Below are 20,376 nucleotides of genomic sequence, written 5' to 3' on the forward strand. Positions count from 1 at the left end.
CCTAATGAACCGTTTGCAACAGGGATTCGTCCCTGTTTGCTTTTTTATTTCTATAAAAAAAGAGGTAAATCATGGGTATCATCGACTGGCTCATCCTGATCATACTCGCCCTGTCGGCCTTTCAGGGGCTTCGCAAGGGTTTGGCGTCAACGCTGGTGCGCGTCGGCGCCGTCATTGCCGTCTTTATGCTCATCGGACAGATTTTTCCCCTGGTGAAAAACGGCCTGATAGAAAACCTCAGGCTGGGCCTGGTTCCAGCCACCCTGCTTGCCGCGCTGCTCATCATCGTGGTGGTGGCGGTGATGGTGGGCATCGTGAACCTCATCTTCAAGAAAGTCCTCAAGGTCACGAAGCTATCCGGCCTGAACAAGTTCCTGGGCCTGGTCTTCGGTTTCCTGAACGGCCTGATGGTGGTGATCGTGCTGATGGTGCTGCTGGACTACATCCCGAAACTGTCCACCCCGCTCAAGGACGGCTCCCGCCATCGGGTTTACGTCGCCGTGGACACCTTCAAGGAAGACCTCTTCACCGTCCTCAAATTTGAGGAACGCGACCGCTTCCAGCAGATCAAGGCGAAGCTCAAAAAGGACAACAACCAGACCCAGACCGGAAAATGAACGCCCCCGAGCTTTACGCGGACCTGGAATACGCCCGGCTGGTGGAACAGGTGGCCGTCCGTTGCCACAGCCAGTTGGGAAAGGACCTCTCTGCCGGACTCGCGCCCCTGACCGATAAAAAGGCCATTGAGGCCTCGTTGCGCCTGGTGGGCGAGCTTCAGGAATGCTTGAAACACGGCCTGGAAAAGGATTTCAGCGACTTGGCCGACCTTGGCCCCCTCTTCCGCGAAGCCCAATATTCCCTCTTTGCCTACGAGGAATTTCATCTCGTTTGGCTCAACGCCCGCCTTGCCAGTGGGATAGCCGCCTCTGCCTCCGCCCTGGAAACCTTTCCCTCCTTGCGCCGCCTCTGGCTGAAAATCTCCGCCCTGGATTGGGTTTGCGAGCGTTTCGACCGCATTTTCGATCCCGAGGGCGAGGTGCTTGATTCCGCCTCGCCGGAGCTTTCGCGCATCCGAAAACGCCAGGCTTCGCTTCAGCGCGGGATCATGAAGACCATGCAGGGAATGCTGGGCGACCCCCGCCTCGTAGGCTATCTCCAGGATAAATTCATAACCCGACGCGACGACCGTTATGTCCTCCCCGTGCGCGAAAGCGCTGCCCCCCATGTGCCCGGCATCGTGCAAAGCCAGAGCGGAAGCGGCTCCACTCTCTTCATCGAGCCCCAGTCGGTGGTGCCGCTCAATAACGAGCTTCAGTTGCTCAGGCAGGAAGAAAAGCGTGAAATCTTCCGCATTTTCAGCGAATTCACAGCCCAGATAAAAGCCCAGGAAAAGGTCTTGCTGGCCAATCAGGAGGCGATGGCCGCCCTGGATTTCCGCTATGCCTGCGCCCGGCTCTGCCGCTCCCTGAAAGCCGAAGTGCCCCGAATCCTGGAACAGCCCGTCCTGAAGCTCTCCTCGGCCCGCCATCCCCTACTCATCCTGCGCCTGGGCCAGCCTGCCGATGTGGTGCCCTTTGACCTTTCCCTCGGCTATGAAGCCAGAATCGTACTGCTCAGCGGACCCAATACCGGCGGTAAGACCGTGCTGATGAAAGCCGCCGGACTGCTGACCCTGATGGCCCTTTCCGGCCTGCCCATCCCTGCTGGCAATGACAGCGAAATCGGCCTCTTCAGCCAGGTTTTTGCCGACATCGGTGACGACCAGAGCATTGAAAACGCCCTCTCCACCTTCAGTTCGCACATTCAGAAAATTGGCCGGATGCTTGTCCAGGCGGATTCAAACAGCCTGGTGCTCATCGACGAGATCGGTGCCGCCACCGACCCCCAGCAGGGTTCCGCCCTTGCCCAGGCCATTCTGGAGCGCTTCACGGAAATCGGCTGCAAGGCCATCGTTACCACCCACTATACCGCCCTCAAGATTTTCGCTGAAACCCATCCCGCTTGCCTCAACGCCTCCATGCAGTTCGATTTGAACAGCCTTACCCCCACTTTCCGCTTCGCCCCGGGGATTCCCGGCGACAGCTTCGCCATCGAGGTGGCTTCCTCCTTGGGCCTGTTCCCGGAGCTCATCGAACGTGCCAAGAGCCTCAGCGGCAGCCAGAACCTCGAATTCACCGAACTCCTGAAGAAGATGCAGGCAGAAAAAAAGGCCCTCGGCCGCGCCTCCTACGAATACCAGCTCAAAACCCGCAACCTCGAGGACAAGCTGAACAAATTGGAAAGCCGAGAGGGCAAGCTCGAGGAAGAGCTGAAACAGCGCAAGCAGAAGTTCATCAAAGAGCTCCAGAGCGAGCTCATCTCCCAGCAAAAGCTTTACCAGCAGGAACAGGAACAGCTCCGCAAGCTTGACCGGGATGAACGCAAGGCCCTTTCGGAAAGGAAATTGCATGAAATCTCCGGTAAATTGCAGGACATCCGTGACGAACTCGCCGCGGCCGGGACCAAAAACCAATCCCTGGCCCGCGATCCCAAGCCCGGAGACCGGGTCTGGCTGGCAGGTTTTGAAACCGAAGCCATCCTCCTGGAAATCCGTGACAGTAGCGCCAACGTGGACATGAACGGCATCAGCTTCCGCGTGCCGGTGGACAGCCTTTACGAAGTGCCCGCCTGCCCCGAGACCCGGGAAACCCAGCCTCTGGCCACAACCCACGCCACGCCCAAGGCCGCCACCGAGCTCAAGCTCCTCGGCCTCACCTTTGACGAGGCCCGGCCGTTGATAGACGAGTTTTTGGACAACGCCACCCTCGCCGGGCTCCATAGCCTCCGGATCGTCCACGGCAAAGGCACCGGCGCCCTCAGGGGCAAGGTGCGCGACTATCTGAAAAGAAAAAAAACGGTGGTCTCGATCGACACGCCAGTCCCCTCCGAGGGCGGCAGCGGGGTCACCCTGGTGAAAATATAGATGGATAGAAACCTCATCGAACAGGTCCGCCACGCCAATGATATCGTGAATGTTATCCAGGGCTATCTGCCCCTGAAGCGCGCGGGCGCCAACTGGCGAGGAATCTGCCCCTTTCACCAGGACACCAACCCCTCCCTGAACGTGAACCCCGCCCGGCAGATCTTCAAGTGCTTCGCCTGTGGCAAGGCCGGAAACGTCTTCACCTTCGTGCAGGAATACGAGAAGCTCACCTTTTTCGAGGCCTTCAAAAAACTTGCTGCCCGCGCCGGGATAGCCATTCCGGATTCCGACCGCACCAAAACCGTCTCCACCAAGCGCGACCAACTGCTCCAGATTTACACCAACGCCCGGGATTTCTACTGCGAAAACCTCTTTAAACACGGCCAGAAGGTGCTCGATTACCTCCAAAAACGCTCTTTCAGCCCCGAAACTGCAAAATCCCTCGAGCTCGGCTACTCCCTCGCCAGTGAAAAATCTCTGCTCAACCACCTCCTCAAGGAAGGCCATTCAGTCTCGCTGCTAAAGGAATCCGGCCTCTTCGGAAACTACTCAGGGAACCTCGTGGATTTCTTCCGCGGGCGCCTGATGTTTCCCATCCATAGCAACATCGGCGAGGTTATCGCCTTTGGCGGACGCGTTTTGGAAGAAGGCGCCCCCGGTGGAAAATACGTTAACACCGCCGGAACCGAGCTTTACACCAAGGGCCACGAGCTTTACGGCCTCTTCAAGACCAAATACGAGATTTCCAAAGCCGGAAGTGTGCTCATCAGCGAAGGCTATTTCGATTTCCTGAGGCTTTACGAGGCCGGCTTCCTCAATTCCGTGGCCTCTCTAGGCACCGCCCTAACCGAAGACCAGGTCTGGCTGTTAACGCGTTATGCCCCCCGCGCCCATCTGCTTTACGACGGTGACGCCGCCGGTGTCCAGAGCGCCGTCCGCGCCGCCCTGCTCTGTCTTTCCAAAGGCCTCGAGGCTTTCATCGTTGAGCTTCCCGAAGAGCACGATCCGGACAGCTTCATCCTCGAAGAAGGCCCCGAAGCCCTCCGGGAAAGGATTGCCGCCTCCCGAAGCGTGATCAGCTTCCTGGCTGAAACCCCCTCCAAAACGCCAGCCGGAGAACGCATCGACACTATCCTGGACGCCGTCCGCGCCCTCAGGGATCCCGTCCGCCGCGAACTTCTGGCCCGCGAAATAGCTGAATCCTTCGGCATTTCCGCCCGCGCCGTTTTCTCCAAGCTGCGCCGCACCACCGCTCCCCCCGAAGAGCCCGCCCGGCTCTACACTGTGCCCGTCCTCGAGGAAAACGCCGAGGAGCGCCACCTGCTCATCCTCGCCCTCCAATCCGCAGATTCGTTCAATTTACTTGCCGAAACCCTCACTCCGGATTATTTTGTGAATAGATCATACCGCGAGCTCTTCAAATATCTGGCCGCACATGCTGACCGGGAAGCCATTGAAGAGCCCGCCCGTCTTTTGGATAACATTGAAAACAAGGATTTAAGGGACCTCTTGGCAGACTTTCTCTTCGCTGACCTGCAGGAAATGAGCTTCAGCGACGTCCTGAACCAGGTGCAAATGCGCAAACTTCAGCGCGATATGCTGGAGCTTGACCGCAAAATCCAGGCTGAGCCGGACAACCTTTCTCTCCTCGAAGAGAAGAAAAAGCTCTCCCAAGCCTTCAACCGCCTCACGAAAAAAGTGGTGCGTGGCCTTCTCACCTGAGAGGTCCCGCCTCGAAAGGAGCATTAATGATCACCTACAACGAATGTCTGAAGAAACTTGTCGATCTCGGCAAGGACACCGGCTATATCACCTTTAAGCAGATCAATGACATTCTGCCCAACAGCCCCTTCTTCCTGGACAAGGTGGACGACATCATCTTCGACCTACGCCAGGACGGCATCGAGATCATCGACGAAACCGAAAAGCGCCTTACCAAGGGAGCCGCCCTCCGCAAACCCGCTCCCCCCAAGAAATTCAAGTCCAAGCGCTTTTACGATGATCCTGTCCGCATGTATCTCCGCGAAATGGGCCGCGTTCCCCTTCTGGACCGCGAAGGCGAGGTCCGCGTGGCCCAGAAGATCGAAACCTACCAAAAGATGGTCAACCAAAACGTCTTCAAGTCCGGCTCCACCCTCCGCGAAATGTACAACTTCCTCCACCGCTACCGCGAGCGCCGTGTCCGCCTCGACCAAATCTTCCGCGTGGACATCGGCACCTGGATAGATAAAAAACAGGATGTCATTATCGTTGACCAGTTCCGCGACGTCCTCAAGGCCAACGACGCCATCTTCGAAAAAATCGGCATCATCCTCGACAACTGCGACTATGACGACGCCGGAAACGCCTCCCGCCAGGAAGAGATCGACGCCCTAAGAAACCAGGTCATCGACAACTTCAACCTTCTCACCTACAATGAAAAACTCATCAAGCGCATGGTGTACCGCGTCCGCTCCCTCGTGGAACGCATCGAGGAAAGCTATAACAGCATCACCGATCTAACCCGCATCAAACGCTATACCATCGACGAAATCTGCACCTACGGCCGCCGCGCCAAAAAATCCGACGAGGATTATGAGGAAGTCCGCGCCGAAACCAAGATCGACCCAGAAGTATTCATCGAAACCCTCCGCAAAATCAAGAACGCCCGCCGCAAGATCCGCCGCGTTGAGCTCGAAACCAAGATGACCGGAAACGACCTCATCTTCCTCCTCCGCGAAATCGACCGCGCAGAACGCAACAAAGAAAAAGCCCAGAACGAAATGATCGAGGCCAACGTCCGCCTCGTCATCTCCATCGCCAAACGCTATAACAACCGTGGCCTCGAATTCCTCGACCTCATCCAGGAAGGAAACACCGGTCTCATGCGCGCCGTGGAAAAGTATGACTACCGCAAGGGCTATAAATTCTCCACCTACGCCACCTGGTGGATTCGCCAGGCCATCACCCGGGCCATCGCTGACCAGGCCCGAACCATCCGCATCCCTGTCCACATGATCGAATCCATCAACAAGATCAACCGCACCAGCCGCCGCCTCCAGCAAAAACTCGGCCGGGATGCCTTCCCGGAAGAAATCTCCGAAGTCCTCGATATGCCCGTCGAAAAGGTCAAATCCATCCTCTCCATCTCCAAGGAACCCGTCTCCCTCGACAAACCCATCGGACACGACTCCGAAGATTCCATCCTCGGCGATTTCATCGAAGACCGCACCATCATCAGTCCCGAACGCCTTGCCGAACGCTCCCTCCTTAAAAAACAGGTCGATGAGGTGCTCAAAACCCTCACCACCCGCGAGGAACGCGTCATTCGCCTCCGCTTCGGCATCGACGACGGCTACCACCGCACCCTCGAGGAAGTCGGAAACATCTTCCAGGTAACCCGCGAACGCATCCGCCAAATCGAGGATAAAGCCCTCAGGAAACTCCGCCACCCCTCCCGCGCCGCCATCCTACAACAGTTCATGGATAATTTTAACGTCAAATAGGGGACAAAGATAAAAGAAACAGTTTCAAACCCGGAGGGCGTGAAAGGGCGGATGGATGATAGGATGTGATCCCCGCTGCCGTCGATGCTCGTTCCTTGCTCGCCGCCAGCGTGTGGCTTGGCCGTTAAGGCCCTTTCTTTTGCCATAGTTTCGCCTCCCGCATGATTCCCGCGTCCGGTGTGGGCATCGTGCAAGTGGCGTAGGAGAGGGAATATCGCGGGCGCTAAGGGCCTGGCTGGCAGGGCGTTGCTGCGGCCGGATGCAGTATTACAAACCTGTGAGAGATTTCACCGAATCAGGATAAGCTTATTGGTTTGCAGGCTGTTGGGAGTCTTTGCCCTGAGGAAATAGATGCCCGGGCCGAGGGCATTTCCGGCCTGGTCGCGGCCCCGCCAGGTGAAGCTGTGGTTTCCCTCCGGCAGTATGCCTTCAAAGAGAGAATACACTTTCTGCCCTCTCAGGTTGTAGATTTCCAGGGTCAGGGGCGCCTGCTTGGTTTGGGCAAGTTTTATTTCGGTGCCGGTTTTGAAGGGATTGGGATAGGCGAAGATTTGCAGCGGGGTTTCGGGGAATCCTTCGGAAACGGCACTCACCGGAGCCAGGCTCACGACGGCATTGACGGTTCCCGGGACGGCAAAGCCATTGTAGAAGAAGTTATTGAGCTGAACCTGCGCCACAACGAGGCTGGAGTCATTGCCGACGGCGGTGAAGCAGACCTTCAGGAGCAAATCCGCCAGCCCCGTGATGGGCTCATCGCTATCGACTGAAACACGCAGCGAACCCGGGCCCTGAAGCTCGGCAAGGACGCCGGTCGCCCAGGCAGAGAGGGTTTGGGAGGTTTGGACCTCACTGAAGGTTATCTTGTCGGGAGGAAAAGCTAGGTCGAACTCATAATGCGTAATGTTCCATGAGGGAGGCAGATAGGATGTGAGGAGGTTCAGGGTCGCGGTTTCGCCGTAATCCACCCCCAAAGCGTTGGAAAGCCGCAGCGAGCTCCCGGCGGGGCTGTCTATAGTGCTGAAAACGTTGGCCGTTGCCGTTCCCAAGTCATTCACGCTCACCCCCGCGTATTCCGCCGCGACAGGCCTGATGAGATAGGTTCCGGTTTCCCTGCCCACGAAAATGAGTTTCAGCAGTGACCCGCCGCCGACAAGCGGATTGGCTCCGGTCCAGGATACTTGCAGCAGCCCGGGCTCAGGGCTATTCACCAGTATGTTTCCGCCTTCGGACATGGTTCCGACGGTTTCGGCGCCGTCAAATTGCAGGCCTTCGCAGGGATAGGAAATGCTGAGGCTATAACTGTACACACCCCAGCTGGACAGTATGGGGTCGGTGGAGATGCTGACCGTGATTGGATGCGTGATCTGGGCGTCATGGGCGCCGAGCCTGATCCTGGCGCCGTCGACGGCGTAGCCTTGCGGGACAGCGTTGATTATCGCGCGTTGGTCTGTGTTTAAGCTGTATGATAAATAATTGATGGCGTCAATATTATAATAGCCATCCCCACTGCCTCCCCAGCCGAAATTCACATGGAAATAATCACCGGCCTGGTATCCGTCTAGATTGAAGGCGTGATTCATGGTTGGGTCGGAGCCGCCGAACCAAAGCGGAATGCCCTGGTCCAGTTGTTCCTTCAAAGTATCGGTCCACTGGCTGTCGGAGCAATTATTCCGCTCAAGGGATGTGGCTTCGGGAAAGCCAAAGTGATTCCTCAGTCCATCCAGCCCGGCGTACCAGTTTGCCCCCGAGCCCGCATAGGAATACTGCATGTTCATGCTCACCCCGCAATGGTACAGGAGGGTGGCAACGGCAAGGTTGGGAGCTTGCAACGCAGGAGGCATCTGGTCCCACTGATAGGTCGTTTCTCCAAAGTTCACGCTCTGATAGCCGTGGAGTTGGCAAATGTAGCTGTTTGAGCCGATTCCCTGAATGGGGCGGTTCCAATACTTGAGCAATTGGGCCATGGCCACGGCCATGCACCCCGCGTAAACATGTCCGCTCGGGCCGGCGGGATCGGCGGGGCAGAGTTCGTTGTACGGCCAGGATTGATTCCAGCTAACTTCTATCAGGGGACGGACTTCACGCGTGACGTCGAGGAAGGAGAAGTCACCGGCCGCCAGTTGCTGCCAGAGTCTTTGTTGCCCGGGCCTCGCGGTGCCGGTGGCCCTGCCGTGGCGCACATTGGCGGCGTAGGCTTCCATAAGCGCGTAAAAGGCCGGCGGGAGCGTTTCGCCCACCCTCCCCGGTTCGGTGGAATAGGCGAGGATGGGTGGAAGGTTGTCATCCGCGGGCAGGATGGCGAAGGTGTCGTCGGCGAAACGGACATAATAAAGCTCCGGCAAGCTGTCGTCACCGGAGTAAACGCGCCGCTCCGGTATGGGAAGGAACTGGCCGTCCTGATACGCCTGCATCTGCTTCAGTGGGCTGGCGGTGTCCGGCTGGAAGTGCCTGATCCATTTCCCGGAACTGTCCAGAGCTTGCGCGGGAGTGACGAACTCCGCGGCCAGAACGCCACAGAACAGCCATAAACAGGCTGCCAAGGCCGTGTTCCGAATCTTCAAAAGGCGTAACATCCTTCCTCCTTCGCGGGTTTGGGGCGGTTCCTGCTGGTAACGGGGCAATCAGCTCTGATATAATAAGCGTATTATTGCCCCGGCACAAGAAAAGAAAGCCAAACAACTCCGTTAATCCGTATGAAAATAAGTATATCCGACCCCGACCCATCACCAACCTTTTCCCTTTGTCCTTTTTCTCTTCGAAATCCGTCCAATCAGTAAATCCGTATTGAATTCGTATGCCTGACTCTTTTTCCTGTCCACGAATTGAACGGATCGTGGAAAAGGTAATCCTGAAGGCGTCCGGTAAAGCACCGGGTAGTTAATGCGCATAAATCACAATCGGTTATGGTTCAGATCAGGTCATAATGACGGGTATAGGGCAATCTCTCCAGAACCTCGTCCGTGCAGCCGCGGGTCAGTGCCAGATAGGCTTTGGCGGCTATGCCTTGTAACTCCGGGGTCAGGTAGCCCAGTTTGACCACGATGACATTCTGGGCAAAGGGGTCTATCTCCAAAACCCGGAACGGCTCCAGATCGGTGAAGCCGATGTGTTTGGAGGTCAGGATCAGGTCGAATTCCTCCGTCTGGAAAAGGACCAGGGTGGCGGCATAGAGGCCAAAGTTCTCCACCACCCGTAGCGGAACGCCCAGCAGCCTCAGCGGCTGGCAATACTGGGTGTCAAAGTTGCCGCCTACCCGGAGGGAAATCCTTTGGCCCATTCGCCCGGCGCAGACACGGACCGCCTCAGGATCATAGATACCGGCAACCGTGATGCTTTTGCCGCGCGTGAGGTGCTTCAGTTCGTTTGCCAGCAACGAGATGACGGCGGTGTTGTCGGAAGTTGAGCCGGCGGTGGGGTTGTCGCCGGAATCGGAGACCAGCACGGGCTTGCAAGTATCCCGCAGAGCCAGAGTGAGAGTCTGTTCGGGAGGATAGGCCGGAACGGAGAAGCAGAATTCGCCGCGCCGGGCGCTGAAACTGTCACGTATCCGGTGGGCGCAGGCATCCGCCAGGGCCTGGTCGTCTTGGGTGACTACGAGCGCGGTGACGCCGTTTTCCTCCGCGTCCGCCCAGGGAAAGCCCAAAAGCAGAGAGGCCGAGCAGACCCCCGGCAATGCTTCGATTTCGCGCAGTTCGGCGATCAGGGAGCGCATCGGCTCAAAGTCGGTTTCGGATTTTTCCCCGGCGATGAGGCAATCCAGGCGGGCGGCGCCCATCCGCAGTCTGGTTTTGGTGCTGAGTGCCAGGTCGGCCAGCCGGGCGGTTTGCCAGCCGGTTTCCCAAGCATCGGTGTGCGGGGCTGTTTTGAAACCGACCAGGGCTTCCGAGCAGCGCAGAAGATCCCGGGTGACCGTGGCGTGCATGTCCAGGCCGCAAAAGACGGGAAGGCCGGGGAACGCGGACTTGAGGGCGAGGAGCAGGTCACTTTCCGCGGAACCGATACCCCGAACCCGCATCGAACCGTGCAGGGCGAGCACGCAGGCGTCCACGGGTCCGGCTTCCTGCAGATAGTTGAAAAACTCGCTTTTGAGCCTGCTGTAAAGCTCCGCGTCCACTTCGCCATTCGGCACCGCCCGGGCAAAGACCAGCGGCATAAGTTCATATTCCGCTTGAGCTTGGAAATAAGAGATGATCCCTTTGGCAAGTAAATAGGCATCCTGATGAGCATATATTTCTTCGCGGCGAAAGATCAGGAAATCCTTCGCCCCGGTGACGAGGGGGCTGAAAGTGTTAGATTCGTGAAACAATCCGCCGATGGCGACACGCATGACATTCCTCTGCAGTTGGTTCCTTTTGGGATAAATCTGTCGACTGTGTGATTATGTCAAGCAGGATGTATTCTTTTCAGAGGGAAATCGGCCAATAATTGTTCAAGGCAGGTAAAGGTTGGCAGAGAATGAAGCGGCGGAGACTTGTCCGCTTTTGCCTGTCGCTGACAATCTGACTGATTCATCGGGAGGAGCCTATTTCGCTCGACATGTTTGACAAAATCTGGCCAGAGAGTTTTAGTGTAAATATCCGGCCTCAGGGAGGAAAAATGAAGGCGGTTCAAAGCTTTGTGATGTGCATTGTCCTGCTCTTCGGAGCGGCGGTTTTGACAGCGCAGGCGCCCGAATGGAAGTGGGCGGTTATCTCGAGAGGGGTTTTTCGCGTTGAAGGTCAGTCCGTAGCCCTCGACAGCCAGGGTAACTAGTATGTCGCCGGAAAGTTTGTAGACACAGCCGCTTTCGGCAGCCACAACCTGACATGAAGTGGATACGGAATACCGATTTGCTATTGGAGAGGCTTAACATGGCAAACGAGATAAAAGGACAAAAGGTTACTCTGCGAGACCTGACCGATGCTGATTTGAATGATTATCGAAAATGGTTTATAAAAGGGCTCGAATGGACCAAATGGGATGCGCCTTGGGAGGAAATGAGTGATACATTTGCCCAGAGCTTTATCCAAAAGCTATCCGAAAGACTGTCAAAAGGAGCCCAAGAGAAAAGAACGCGGTTTGAAATAGAAGTGGATGGCACTCATATTGGTTGGGTTTCTTCTTACTTCATTGAGAATAATCCGGACTTCCTGGCAGTTGGTATTGTCGTCCCGGAGGAAAATTTCTGGGGTAAGGGCATAGGCAAAGAAGCATCGCAACTGTGGGTTGAATACCTGTTTGAAAACCCTGGATTGGAATACATTTACTGTGAAACTTGGTCAGGTAATGAAAGAATGGTGCGTTTGGCCCTTGGTGTCGGTTTTGAAATCATTGAAGATGACAAGGTGCTGAAACATAACGGGATAAAGTATCACAAACTCAAATTCAGGATTGGCAATATATCCGCACCTCAAGGCAACTAAGGACCCGAAACGAAATAGACTTCTGTTACCTGACTCCAGCGGAATAACCACAATGCTGGAGAGCCTTTTCCAACTGCGCGGTGCTTTTTTGGCCCCAAACCCTTCCTCTGCCGGGAGCTGGAGCTTTTTCATTGACAGGGAAACAGCCGCCAAATCAGATGTCCGAAAAAGGCAAATAGAGATTGGCGGTAAGATTCCCATGCGCAAAAAATGGAAGATAGTCATAATCATAGTGGCGGCATTGCTGCTGCTGTTTCTTGGGCTGAGGCAGTGCGGAAAGGCTGCCCAGGGCAAGGCGGCGGCTTTGGGCGTGACTCCCAGCCACAAGGTGGCGAAGGGCGAAATCGTGGCGCGGGTGGAAATCACGGGTGAATTGCAGCCTGAGACGGTGGTTTCTATCAAATCCAAGGTTTCGGGCCGGATCGTGAAACTCTACGCGGACGAAAACGACTTCGTGAAGAAAGGGGACGTGATCGCGGACATCGAGCCGGACTATAACCAGGCGAACACGCTGTTCAGCACGAAAGCCCAGCTCAGCCGGGCGGAACTGCGGCTGAAAAACGCCCGGGACGATCTGGCGGACAAAAAGATCCTGCTTGACAAGGGTTACATCCCCCGGGAAAGCTATGACGCTGCCCGGGACGAACTGAGCTCGGCTGAAATCGAGTTTCGCCAGGCGCAAAGCCAGTATGAGGCTATCCAGGACATGGACGTGCCCGGCAAGGTTGTCCACGTCATCGCGCCCGCTTCCGGAACAGTGATAGAGCGCACAGTGAACGAAGGCGAAATGGTGCAGTCCAGCCTCACCAGCTTTGGCGAGGGAACTGTGGTGATGAAGATCGCGGACCTTTCGCGAATGGTGGTGAAGAGCAATATCAACGAGGTGGACATCGGCAAATTCCATCTGGGGCAGGAAGCCAAAATCAAGCTGGATGCGCTGCCTTACGAGGACTTCTCCGGCTCGATCGTGAAGATTGCTCCCGCGGCCATCAAGGAAAACAACGCCAAGGTCTTTCCCGTGGAAATCAGCATCAACGCCACCGGGGAAACAGCAAAGCCCGGATTGACCGCGGCGGTGACCATCATCGGCGAATCGCGCCAGAACGTATTGGTGATCCCCATCCGCGCGGTGTTCACCGACGACAAGAATCAGGATATCGTGTATCTGAAGCCCAAAGAGGACAAGGCCGCCAAAGATCAAAAGAATGTCCCGCCAAGCCAGCCTTTGCCCATCCCGGTGACCTTGGGCGCCAATGACCTCCAGAACGTGGAAGTGATCTCCGGTCTGAAGGAAGGCGACGAAATCCTGCTCGCGGAGCCCCCGGGGCAGAATAATTTTATGCGCATGATGATGAGGTAACGAGATGATAGAGATCAAAGGTCTGTCGCGCAGCTTTGGCCAGATCAAGGCCGTGGACAGGGTTAGCTTCGCTGTGGAAAGCGGCGAAATAGTGGGTTTTCTGGGCCCCAATGGCGCTGGGAAGACCACCACGATGCGCATGATGGTGGGCTACCTGCAGCCGGATGAAGGAAGCATCGAGCTTGACGGGCATAGCGTTTTTGACGACCCCATCACCGCCAGCGCCCGCATTGGCTATCTGCCGGAACACAATCCCCTTTACCCGGAAATGTCGGTGGGGGAATTCCTTATCTACCTGGGCCATCTGCGTCGGATGAAAGAGGCGAAGCTGGGGGAAAGGCTGGAATTCGTTCGCGAAGCCTGCGGCCTGGACGAGGTCTGGAACCAGCGCATCGCCACTCTTTCCAAGGGTTACCGGCAGCGTACCGGGCTGGCGGGGGCAATTCTCCACGATCCTGAAGTGCTCATCCTGGACGAGCCCACCGGCGGACTGGACCCCAATCAGATAATGGAAATCCGCGAACTCATCCGCGACTTGGGACAGGCCAAGACCGTGCTGCTCTCCAGCCACATCATGCAGGAAGTGCAGGCCCTGTGTTCGCGCGTTATCATCATCAACAAGGGCCGCGTGATAGTTGACGACAGGATTGAAAACCTGGGCGCCCACATCTCCGGTTTCCAGCGCGTGATTCTGGAACTCGAGGCGATGGAACCGGATTTTGATCCCTGGCTGAGTCAATACCCGGAGGTGAAGCTGGATTCGCGATCCCAAAACGGAGAGGCTTGCTTGCTGCATTTCCTTGCCCCGCCAGAAACCGACATCCGCAGGGAGCTTTCAGCCTTCGTGGCAGCCCAGGGCTGGCACTTGCTGAGCATCTACCAGGAAAAGCAAAGCCTGGAACACATCTTCCACGAGCTTACCTCGCAGGAGGAAATCCCGGTGGAGGAGGAGCCCCAGCTTCCCCAGGAGGAGATTGGCAAACTGGTGGCTAGGCATGACCCCATCGACAGTGACCTCATCTGCCCCGGGGAGGACCTGCCCCCGGAAAACGGCAACAACAACAAGGAGCAGCAATGAATCCCGCCCTCACCATCGCCAAAAAGGAATACTCGCTGGCACTTCGCTCCCTGGGCACCTACATCATCTTCGGCGTTTTCCTTCTCGCTGCCGGCATCTGGTTTGCCCTCACGGCCCTCAAGCTGGGAGTGGCGGACATGCGCGAAACTCTGGCCAGAATGCACTCCCTGTTCCTCTTTTTCATCCCGGCTATCACCATGGGTAGCATCGCCAAAGAGCGCAGCAGCGGGACCCTGGAGCTGATTTCCACCCTGCCCATCAGGTTGGGGCACATCGTTTGGGGAAAATTCCTGGCTGCCTGGGCGCAACTGGCCACTGTTCTGGCTTTTAGCCTCGTTTTTGCCGCCCTGATCTTCATCTTCGGAGTCGGAGTGGATGCCGGCGCCATTTTCACCGGCTACCTAGGCCTGCTCTGTGCCGGGGCGGCTTACATCGCCATCGGCATCTTTGCCAGCAGCCTCACGGAAAACCAGGTGCTGGCCTTCATCACCGCCCTGGCCATCTCCGGAGTCCTGTTCCTGCTGGGCCGCCTGGGCGAACTGATTCCCCTGAAGCTCTTTGCCGCCCTCGAGTATTTCGGCTTCGACTACCATCTGAATAGCTTCATCAAGGGAGTGATCGACACCCGCGACCTCATCTGGTTTGCCGCGGTCACCTTCATCTTTATGCTGCTGGCCCAATTCCGCCTCCAGAGCGCAAACCTGATGCAGGAGAGATAACATGAACACCCGCAGCCAAATTTTCGGAACCTACGCCGTCAAAATCCTCATCGCCGTCCTCGCGCTCATTCTGGCCAGCTTCCTCTATTTGCGCCTGGATGCAAGCAGCAGCCGCGCCCATTCCCTCAGTAAGGCCACCAAAGCTAGCCTGCGCTCCCTGCAGGAAAAGGTGGTGGTTAAAGTCTTCGCCTCTAACGACCTGCCCCAGCAACTGAGCAGCCTGAACCGCGACCTGAAGGACATGCTGGAAGAGTTTCAGCGCAATTCGCGCGGCAAGCTAAAATATGAGTATGTAAGGGCCAAAAGCACCGAAGAGCTTATCGACGAGGCCCGGCAATACAACATCCCGCCCCTGAACGCCACCATCTATGAGGAAGACAAGATGGTGAGCAAGGAAATCGTCTTCGGTGTGAGCTTTGAAGGCGGGGGCAAATCTTCATCGATGTATCTGCGCCCGGGCATGGAGACAATGCTGGAATACCAACTCCTCAAAGAGGTTAACAAACTTCAGCCGGAAACGCTGCCCAAGGTTGCTTTCTTCGCCGATTCGCTGGCCCTGATGTATCAGTATGCCTATTATCAGGACAACGTGGCGACCTTTTTCCTGGAACTGACGGAGAACTACAACCTCGAAGTCACCAGGCTGGACAGCCTGCCCCAGGCCCCGGTGATGCTCTGCATGGGCGTGGTGGATTCGCTTTCCACCCTCCAGCTCTACCATCTGGACCAATACCTGATGCGGGGCGGGGAGGTGGTGATGCTTCAGGACAGGGCTTTGGTGACCTACAGCTCCCAGGGTACGGGCGTTTCGGAGGTGAACAGCAACGTCTTCCGGCTGCTGGAACACTACGGGATTTTCATCAAGCCGAACATCGTTCTGGATGAGGAATGTGAGCTTGGCAGGGGCTCCGCCCTCGGCACCCAGGTGCCCTATCCCTTCTTCCCCCGGCTAAAACCCAATCCCGATGTGCCTTACGCCCTCGGTTTCGATCCCATCGTGATGAACATAGCCTCGGAACTGGTCACGATGCCTGGCTCGAAGCTGAAGCGCTTGCCTGTTTTGACGACCTCCGGAAAGTCAAATTCCCTGATGGGGCCTTATTTCAACATCGAGGAAGCGATCAACCGCAGCCAGGAACCCGGCTGGCTGAGCATGCCGCCAATGACCGTGGCAGCGGAATTCAGCGGCCCGCTCAAAAGCTTTTTCTCCCAAGCACTTACGGACAGCACCTTCCACCCCTCCAACCCCAGTGGCCGCGTCATCCTCTTCGGAGACAGCGAGTTCAACCTGGAATTCGGCTCCGGCGCCTACATGGTGCAAAACGCCATTGACCACCTGCTGGGACGCGCCGAAATGGTGAAGCTGCGCTCGCAAAAGACGGTCTATAACCGCCTGGGCGTGGACGTTTACATGGGCAGGAACCAGATGCGCCCCGCCGAACCTGCCAAAACGATATCCAACCTCACCCTGGGCTTCAAGCTCACCGCCATCCTACTGCCTCTGCTGCTTCTGGCCTTTGTGGGCTTCGCGCAGGCTTACAGGCGCTCGAACCGGGGGACTCTGTGAAAAAGAACAAGCTGGTTCTGCTGGCTGTTTTTCTGTTGATGCTGGCGTCGGTGGTCATACTGGTGCTCACCCGCCGCGACCGGGAAAGCAACAGGGCAATCTTCAGCGCCGACAGCACGGTGGTGGCCGCCATCGAAATCGCCAGCCCGGACACCAGCATCTCCTTCGCCCTGGAAAACGGCAGGTGGCGCATCACCAAACCCGTCGCGTGGGACGTGGAGGAAGGCCATTTCCAGCTTTTCATGCGGGATGTGATCCTGAAGCAATATTCCACGGAGCCCATCGCCTCCGGCAAAGAGGCCCTCAAACAGTATCGACTCACGAAGGACAATGCCTTGCGGATAAAGGCGTTCGACGCCCGAAACAAGCTGCTGCGCGAGGTCTGGTTCGGCGATTTGGGCAATCCCTTCGATTACTTCTGTTTCGCCGGCGGGACCAACGTTTTCCAGATCCGGAGCAAGGTGAACTCCTTCTATGGCCCCAAGCTGGAATCCTGGCGCTCGCCCTACGCGCTCAGCCTCTTTTCCGACCAGTTGCTCACCATCAATATAAAGCACCAGAAAAACAGCTATGAACTCACCCGGAACGGCGATATCTGGCACTACAGCGACAATATTGAGGATTTCGACATTCCGCCGGGCAACCTGGTGATGGGCAAACTGCTGAACGCCCTTTCCCATCTGGGTTCGCACACCATGCTTAGCGGCGAGACCCTGCCTCCGGCCTCTTCCGTCCCCGCCCCGGAATGTGAGGTGGACCTGATGCTGAACGACAATTCCCGGGTGAAGCTCAGCTTCCATGCCTGGGAGGACAAAAACTACCTGCTCAAAATAGACCGCTATCCGGACAGCTATTTCGTGGTGCTTTTCGACACCGTGTTCCGCTTCACCCGCCACGCCGCGCTGTTCCGGGCAGTGGTGGGCGACCCCAGCTCGATTGAACCTCAAAATTAGCCGCTGCCGGGAACTCGATCCCGACCTCTTCCAGAGCATTACCGCCATCTGGCTCGAAACCGGGATCAGTAACCCCGCCCGGGCTGACAGCTTCGGAGCTGTGCAGAACAACCTCAGCCAGAACGGGACCATGCTCCTGGCCTGGCTGGACGGCATTCTGGTTGGCACAGCCTGGCTCAGCCACGATTTCCGCAGGCTCTACATCCACCACATGGCCGTGTCGCCCGAATTCCAAAACCGGGGCATCGGCCGCGCCCTGCTGGAGGAAGCCCTTTCCATCGCCCGCGACAACGGCTGGCAGGCCAAACTGGAGGTTCACGTTGAAAACGCCGCTGCCCGGCATCTTTACTCCTCCTATGGCTTTACGGACCTCGAGGGCTACATCGTGATGATCAGAAGAGAGGGTTGACCTAAAGAGCTATAAACCCTTGGTCGCCGCAATGCCCCGCCAAACAGGCCCTTAGCGCCCGCGACCATCCCTCTCCCACGCCCCTTGCACAATGCCCGCATCAAATGCGGGAATCATGCGGGAGGCGAAACCAAGGCCAAAGAAAGAGCCTTAACGGCCCGACCATACGCTGGCGTCGAGCGAGGAACGAGCATCGACGGCAGCAATGAATGATTATTCCAATACCTCCTGTCATCCCTGCTCACTACGTTCGCTGTACGCCAGGCTCCGAGGAAAAAGGCGATATGGCGAGCGCGGTTACTTTTACAATCCACAAAATCTGTGTGAGCTTCCAATTACCCTGTTCCACTCACATCTCATTCACTTCCGGCTGACTTCCCAATGGTCCAATGGGAACTGAAGGGGAGGCGGTAAGGATGTGGATGCGAAAGGGCAAAAAGGGAAATACACGGCTAGGTCAGTTATTATTTATATATTTCTGCAGATCGGAGCTAAGTTGCTGACATATTTCTTGTATTTCTGGCATAGAATTCTTTGGAGGATAAGCACCACTTTCAAGCTTTCCTACTGTGAACTTGGTGATAACCTGATTGTCTAAGCATACTATCTTGAGCGAATAACTACACCATAACATAGTTAATGCCATAGGTATCTGCATTTGGGGGTTGGCTATTAAAGTGCCTGTTTCAGGCTGGCGCAAGGTAATGACTTTATTCGCATTTGCTATGTTTATGCTAAGCCACTCTTCAGCTAAATAATAACTGGTCTTTTGGTCCTTAGATGTTTCGTTAGTGTATGTATAGACACCTTCGCCGTCATCAAGCGTAAAACGAGGGGCTGAGTTCGCACAGCCGCAGATTAATGCACAGAGAATTAAGCCAAATACGATTCTTACCATCATATCTTTCTTCTTCAAGTGTATTTAGGTACTGATAAGACTATAGAGTCCCAAAAGTTGGTGTATAATCCAACTCATTGTTCTTCAGGATATTTGAGGGCATTAAATATCCCTCATTATAATCATTCTTATACTAGAGCCAAACGTTAGGTTGCATTCTTTTGATCTTGCTAATCTAAGTCAAGCTTTTTTCCAACATATTAACTTGCCGTGACGGTCTAGCTGTCGTCGAGCGAGGAACGAGCATCGACGGCAGCAATGAATGATTATTCCAATACCTCCTGTCGTCCATGCTCACTGCGTTCGCTGTACGCCAGGCTCCGAGGCCACGTCATCCCGGACGTCACAGAGCTTGCGAGGTGATATTGATCCGGAATCCAGTATACGAGGGGCTCACGTTCCCTCGCTATCCTTATGTCACCCTACGGGCTCGATCAACCAGCTCGACCTCCCGGTTTGATACAAGATCTATAATGACAAGCCATAAAGCTTTATTGTTTTGTCCGGTGTATTGAAAGAAATGTAGTTGCTATTTAGCCAACATGTAGTCGATGATTTTCTTTCTTCTGGTGTCTCTAATACCTTGATGAGCTTTGAGTTTTGCTTTAAGAGAGCTGTTTATTCCCTCTATCGAATTTGTGGTGTTGGGAATCATGCGATTTGGATACTTCTGGTAAGTGAACAGATAGGGCATATTTGATCTTAGGCTACGAATTGCACTTCTTAGTCGTTTATGCGTGTAGAACCACTTTCCGGTACTGGAGTAAGTCCTTTCCTTCAAAAACTGATCCCATTTCAACTGCCACAACTCAATAAACATAGAGAACACTACTTCACAGGTAGAGCTTAGAGTTTCAACGATCGCTTTCAATTCAACCCCAGCTGGAAGTATCGGATTTTTGGTTAGGTATCTTGTGATGATCTGTTTCTGACGGAACTGGCACATTTGTACAGGGATACCAGGAAAAGATGAAAACAAACCCTTTTTGCCATCACAGACTATACCCGTTACAGAGCAACCCTTAGCGATGATTTGTTCTATGCCATGCTTGTATGTCTCTAGAGTTTCATGCTGCACATACAGCCAAAGGAGATTGATCTTGCAGTTGGGATCCCGAAAGATACTTACCCCAAAGCCTCTTCTGAAATAGGTAGTATCCATTACCACTATTGCACTTGAAGGATAGTCTATAACCGGTGTAACCTGGTAGCTGCCCAAGTATTTTTCAATCACCGCATGACTAACGGAGTATCTTTCACAAAGCTCGTGTATGGTTTGTTTGTGGTCTATATAGTCCTTCCATATCTTAGCGGCCCAGGAAGCAGTGAAGTCTCTACGCTTGTTGTTGAATACGTGCTTGCAGTCAAGACAACGGTATCTTTGCATTCCTCTGAAAAAGCCGTTTTTTTTACTCGATTCGAATGGCATTTAGGACAACGCTTTTTATACACTTTTATCCTCCAAAATAAAAGTTAGTATTTAACTATATGCCACTCTTATGAATAACCCCCTTTTTAGCAACTACATTTCTTTCAATACACC

At 55.3% G+C, this 20,376-nt stretch carries 16 protein-coding genes; 12 read left to right on the plus strand and 4 right to left on the minus strand.

Annotation, left to right across the window (positions count from 1 at the left end; genetic code table 11):
- The first annotated feature begins 71 nt into the window (after positions 1-71).
- The 4 genes from GX466_02160 to rpoD are packed head-to-tail and all read left to right on the plus strand — an operon-like array spanning position 72 to position 6,447.
- Positions 72-617, plus strand: a complete 546-nt coding sequence (locus GX466_02160) for a CvpA family protein (protein ID NLH93013.1) — start codon at positions 72-74, stop codon at positions 615-617.
- Entirely contained in the window at positions 614-2,962 is a 2,349-nt protein-coding gene (locus GX466_02165) for an endonuclease MutS2 (protein NLH93014.1), read from the plus strand. Before GX466_02160 ends, GX466_02165 begins: the two co-directional genes overlap by 4 nt.
- The gene (locus tag GX466_02170) at positions 2,963-4,684 is read left to right on the plus strand and encodes a DNA primase (protein ID NLH93015.1); all 1,722 of its coding nucleotides are present in this window, start codon (positions 2,963-2,965) and stop codon (positions 4,682-4,684) included.
- 26 nt (positions 4,685-4,710) lie between these two features.
- Positions 4,711-6,447 (plus strand): RNA polymerase sigma factor RpoD, encoded by a 1,737-nt coding sequence (gene rpoD, locus GX466_02175; protein NLH93016.1) that lies wholly within the window; start codon positions 4,711-4,713, stop codon positions 6,445-6,447.
- A 287-nt stretch (positions 6,448-6,734) separates the two neighbouring features.
- Here rpoD and GX466_02180 read toward each other — a convergent pair whose 3' ends face one another.
- Together GX466_02180 and GX466_02185 are read right to left on the minus strand one after the other, a co-directional pair.
- Positions 6,735-9,020, minus strand: coding sequence for a T9SS type A sorting domain-containing protein (locus GX466_02180; protein ID NLH93017.1), 2,286 nt, complete (start codon positions 9,018-9,020; stop codon positions 6,735-6,737).
- 335 nt (positions 9,021-9,355) lie between these two features.
- A complete protein-coding gene (locus tag GX466_02185) occupies positions 9,356-10,774 on the minus strand; it encodes a M81 family metallopeptidase (protein ID NLH93018.1) in 1,419 nt (472 codons plus the stop codon).
- A gap of 269 nt (positions 10,775-11,043) precedes the next feature.
- Between GX466_02185 and GX466_02190 the strand changes: the two genes are divergently transcribed.
- From GX466_02190 to GX466_02225, 8 genes are all read left to right on the plus strand, one after another.
- A complete protein-coding gene (locus GX466_02190) occupies positions 11,044-11,199 on the plus strand; it encodes a hypothetical protein (GenBank protein ID NLH93019.1) in 156 nt (51 codons plus the stop codon).
- 98 nt (positions 11,200-11,297) lie between these two features.
- Positions 11,298-11,849, plus strand: coding sequence for a GNAT family N-acetyltransferase (locus GX466_02195; GenBank protein NLH93020.1), 552 nt, complete (start codon positions 11,298-11,300; stop codon positions 11,847-11,849).
- A 199-nt stretch (positions 11,850-12,048) separates the two neighbouring features.
- Positions 12,049-13,209: an efflux RND transporter periplasmic adaptor subunit gene (locus GX466_02200; protein ID NLH93021.1), complete on the plus strand. Its 1,161-nt coding sequence runs from the start codon at positions 12,049-12,051 to the stop codon at positions 13,207-13,209.
- 4 nt (positions 13,210-13,213) lie between these two features.
- Positions 13,214-14,287 carry an ATP-binding cassette domain-containing protein gene (locus GX466_02205; GenBank protein ID NLH93022.1) on the plus strand — a complete coding sequence of 358 codons (1,074 nt, stop codon included), beginning with the start codon at positions 13,214-13,216 and terminating at the stop codon, positions 14,285-14,287.
- Positions 14,284-15,006, plus strand: a complete 723-nt coding sequence (locus GX466_02210) for an ABC transporter permease subunit (protein NLH93023.1) — start codon at positions 14,284-14,286, stop codon at positions 15,004-15,006. Before GX466_02205 ends, GX466_02210 begins: the two co-directional genes overlap by 4 nt.
- A 1-nt stretch (position 15,007) precedes the next feature.
- Positions 15,008-16,573 (plus strand): GldG family protein, encoded by a 1,566-nt coding sequence (locus GX466_02215; GenBank protein ID NLH93024.1) that lies wholly within the window; start codon positions 15,008-15,010, stop codon positions 16,571-16,573.
- Entirely contained in the window at positions 16,570-17,526 is a 957-nt protein-coding gene (locus GX466_02220; protein ID NLH93025.1) for a DUF4340 domain-containing protein, read from the plus strand. The genes GX466_02215 and GX466_02220 overlap by 4 nt, the downstream gene beginning before the upstream one ends.
- Positions 17,510-17,935, plus strand: a complete 426-nt coding sequence (locus GX466_02225) for a GNAT family N-acetyltransferase (GenBank protein ID NLH93026.1) — start codon at positions 17,510-17,512, stop codon at positions 17,933-17,935. Before GX466_02220 ends, GX466_02225 begins: the two co-directional genes overlap by 17 nt.
- A gap of 457 nt (positions 17,936-18,392) precedes the next feature.
- Here the strand turns inward: GX466_02225 and GX466_02230 are convergent, their stop codons facing one another.
- Both GX466_02230 and GX466_02235 read right to left on the minus strand, forming a co-directional pair.
- Complete coding sequence (locus GX466_02230) at positions 18,393-18,836, minus strand: hypothetical protein (GenBank protein NLH93027.1); 444 nt, start codon at positions 18,834-18,836, stop codon at positions 18,393-18,395.
- Positions 18,837-19,362: 526 nt separating this feature from the next.
- Entirely contained in the window at positions 19,363-19,995 is a 633-nt protein-coding gene (locus GX466_02235; GenBank protein NLH93028.1) for a hypothetical protein, read from the minus strand.
- Positions 19,996-20,376: the final 381 nt, after the last annotated feature.

The organism is Candidatus Cloacimonadota bacterium, from assembly GCA_012516855.1.
In the GTDB taxonomy this organism is placed as follows: Bacteria; Cloacimonadota; Cloacimonadia; order Cloacimonadales; family Cloacimonadaceae; genus Syntrophosphaera.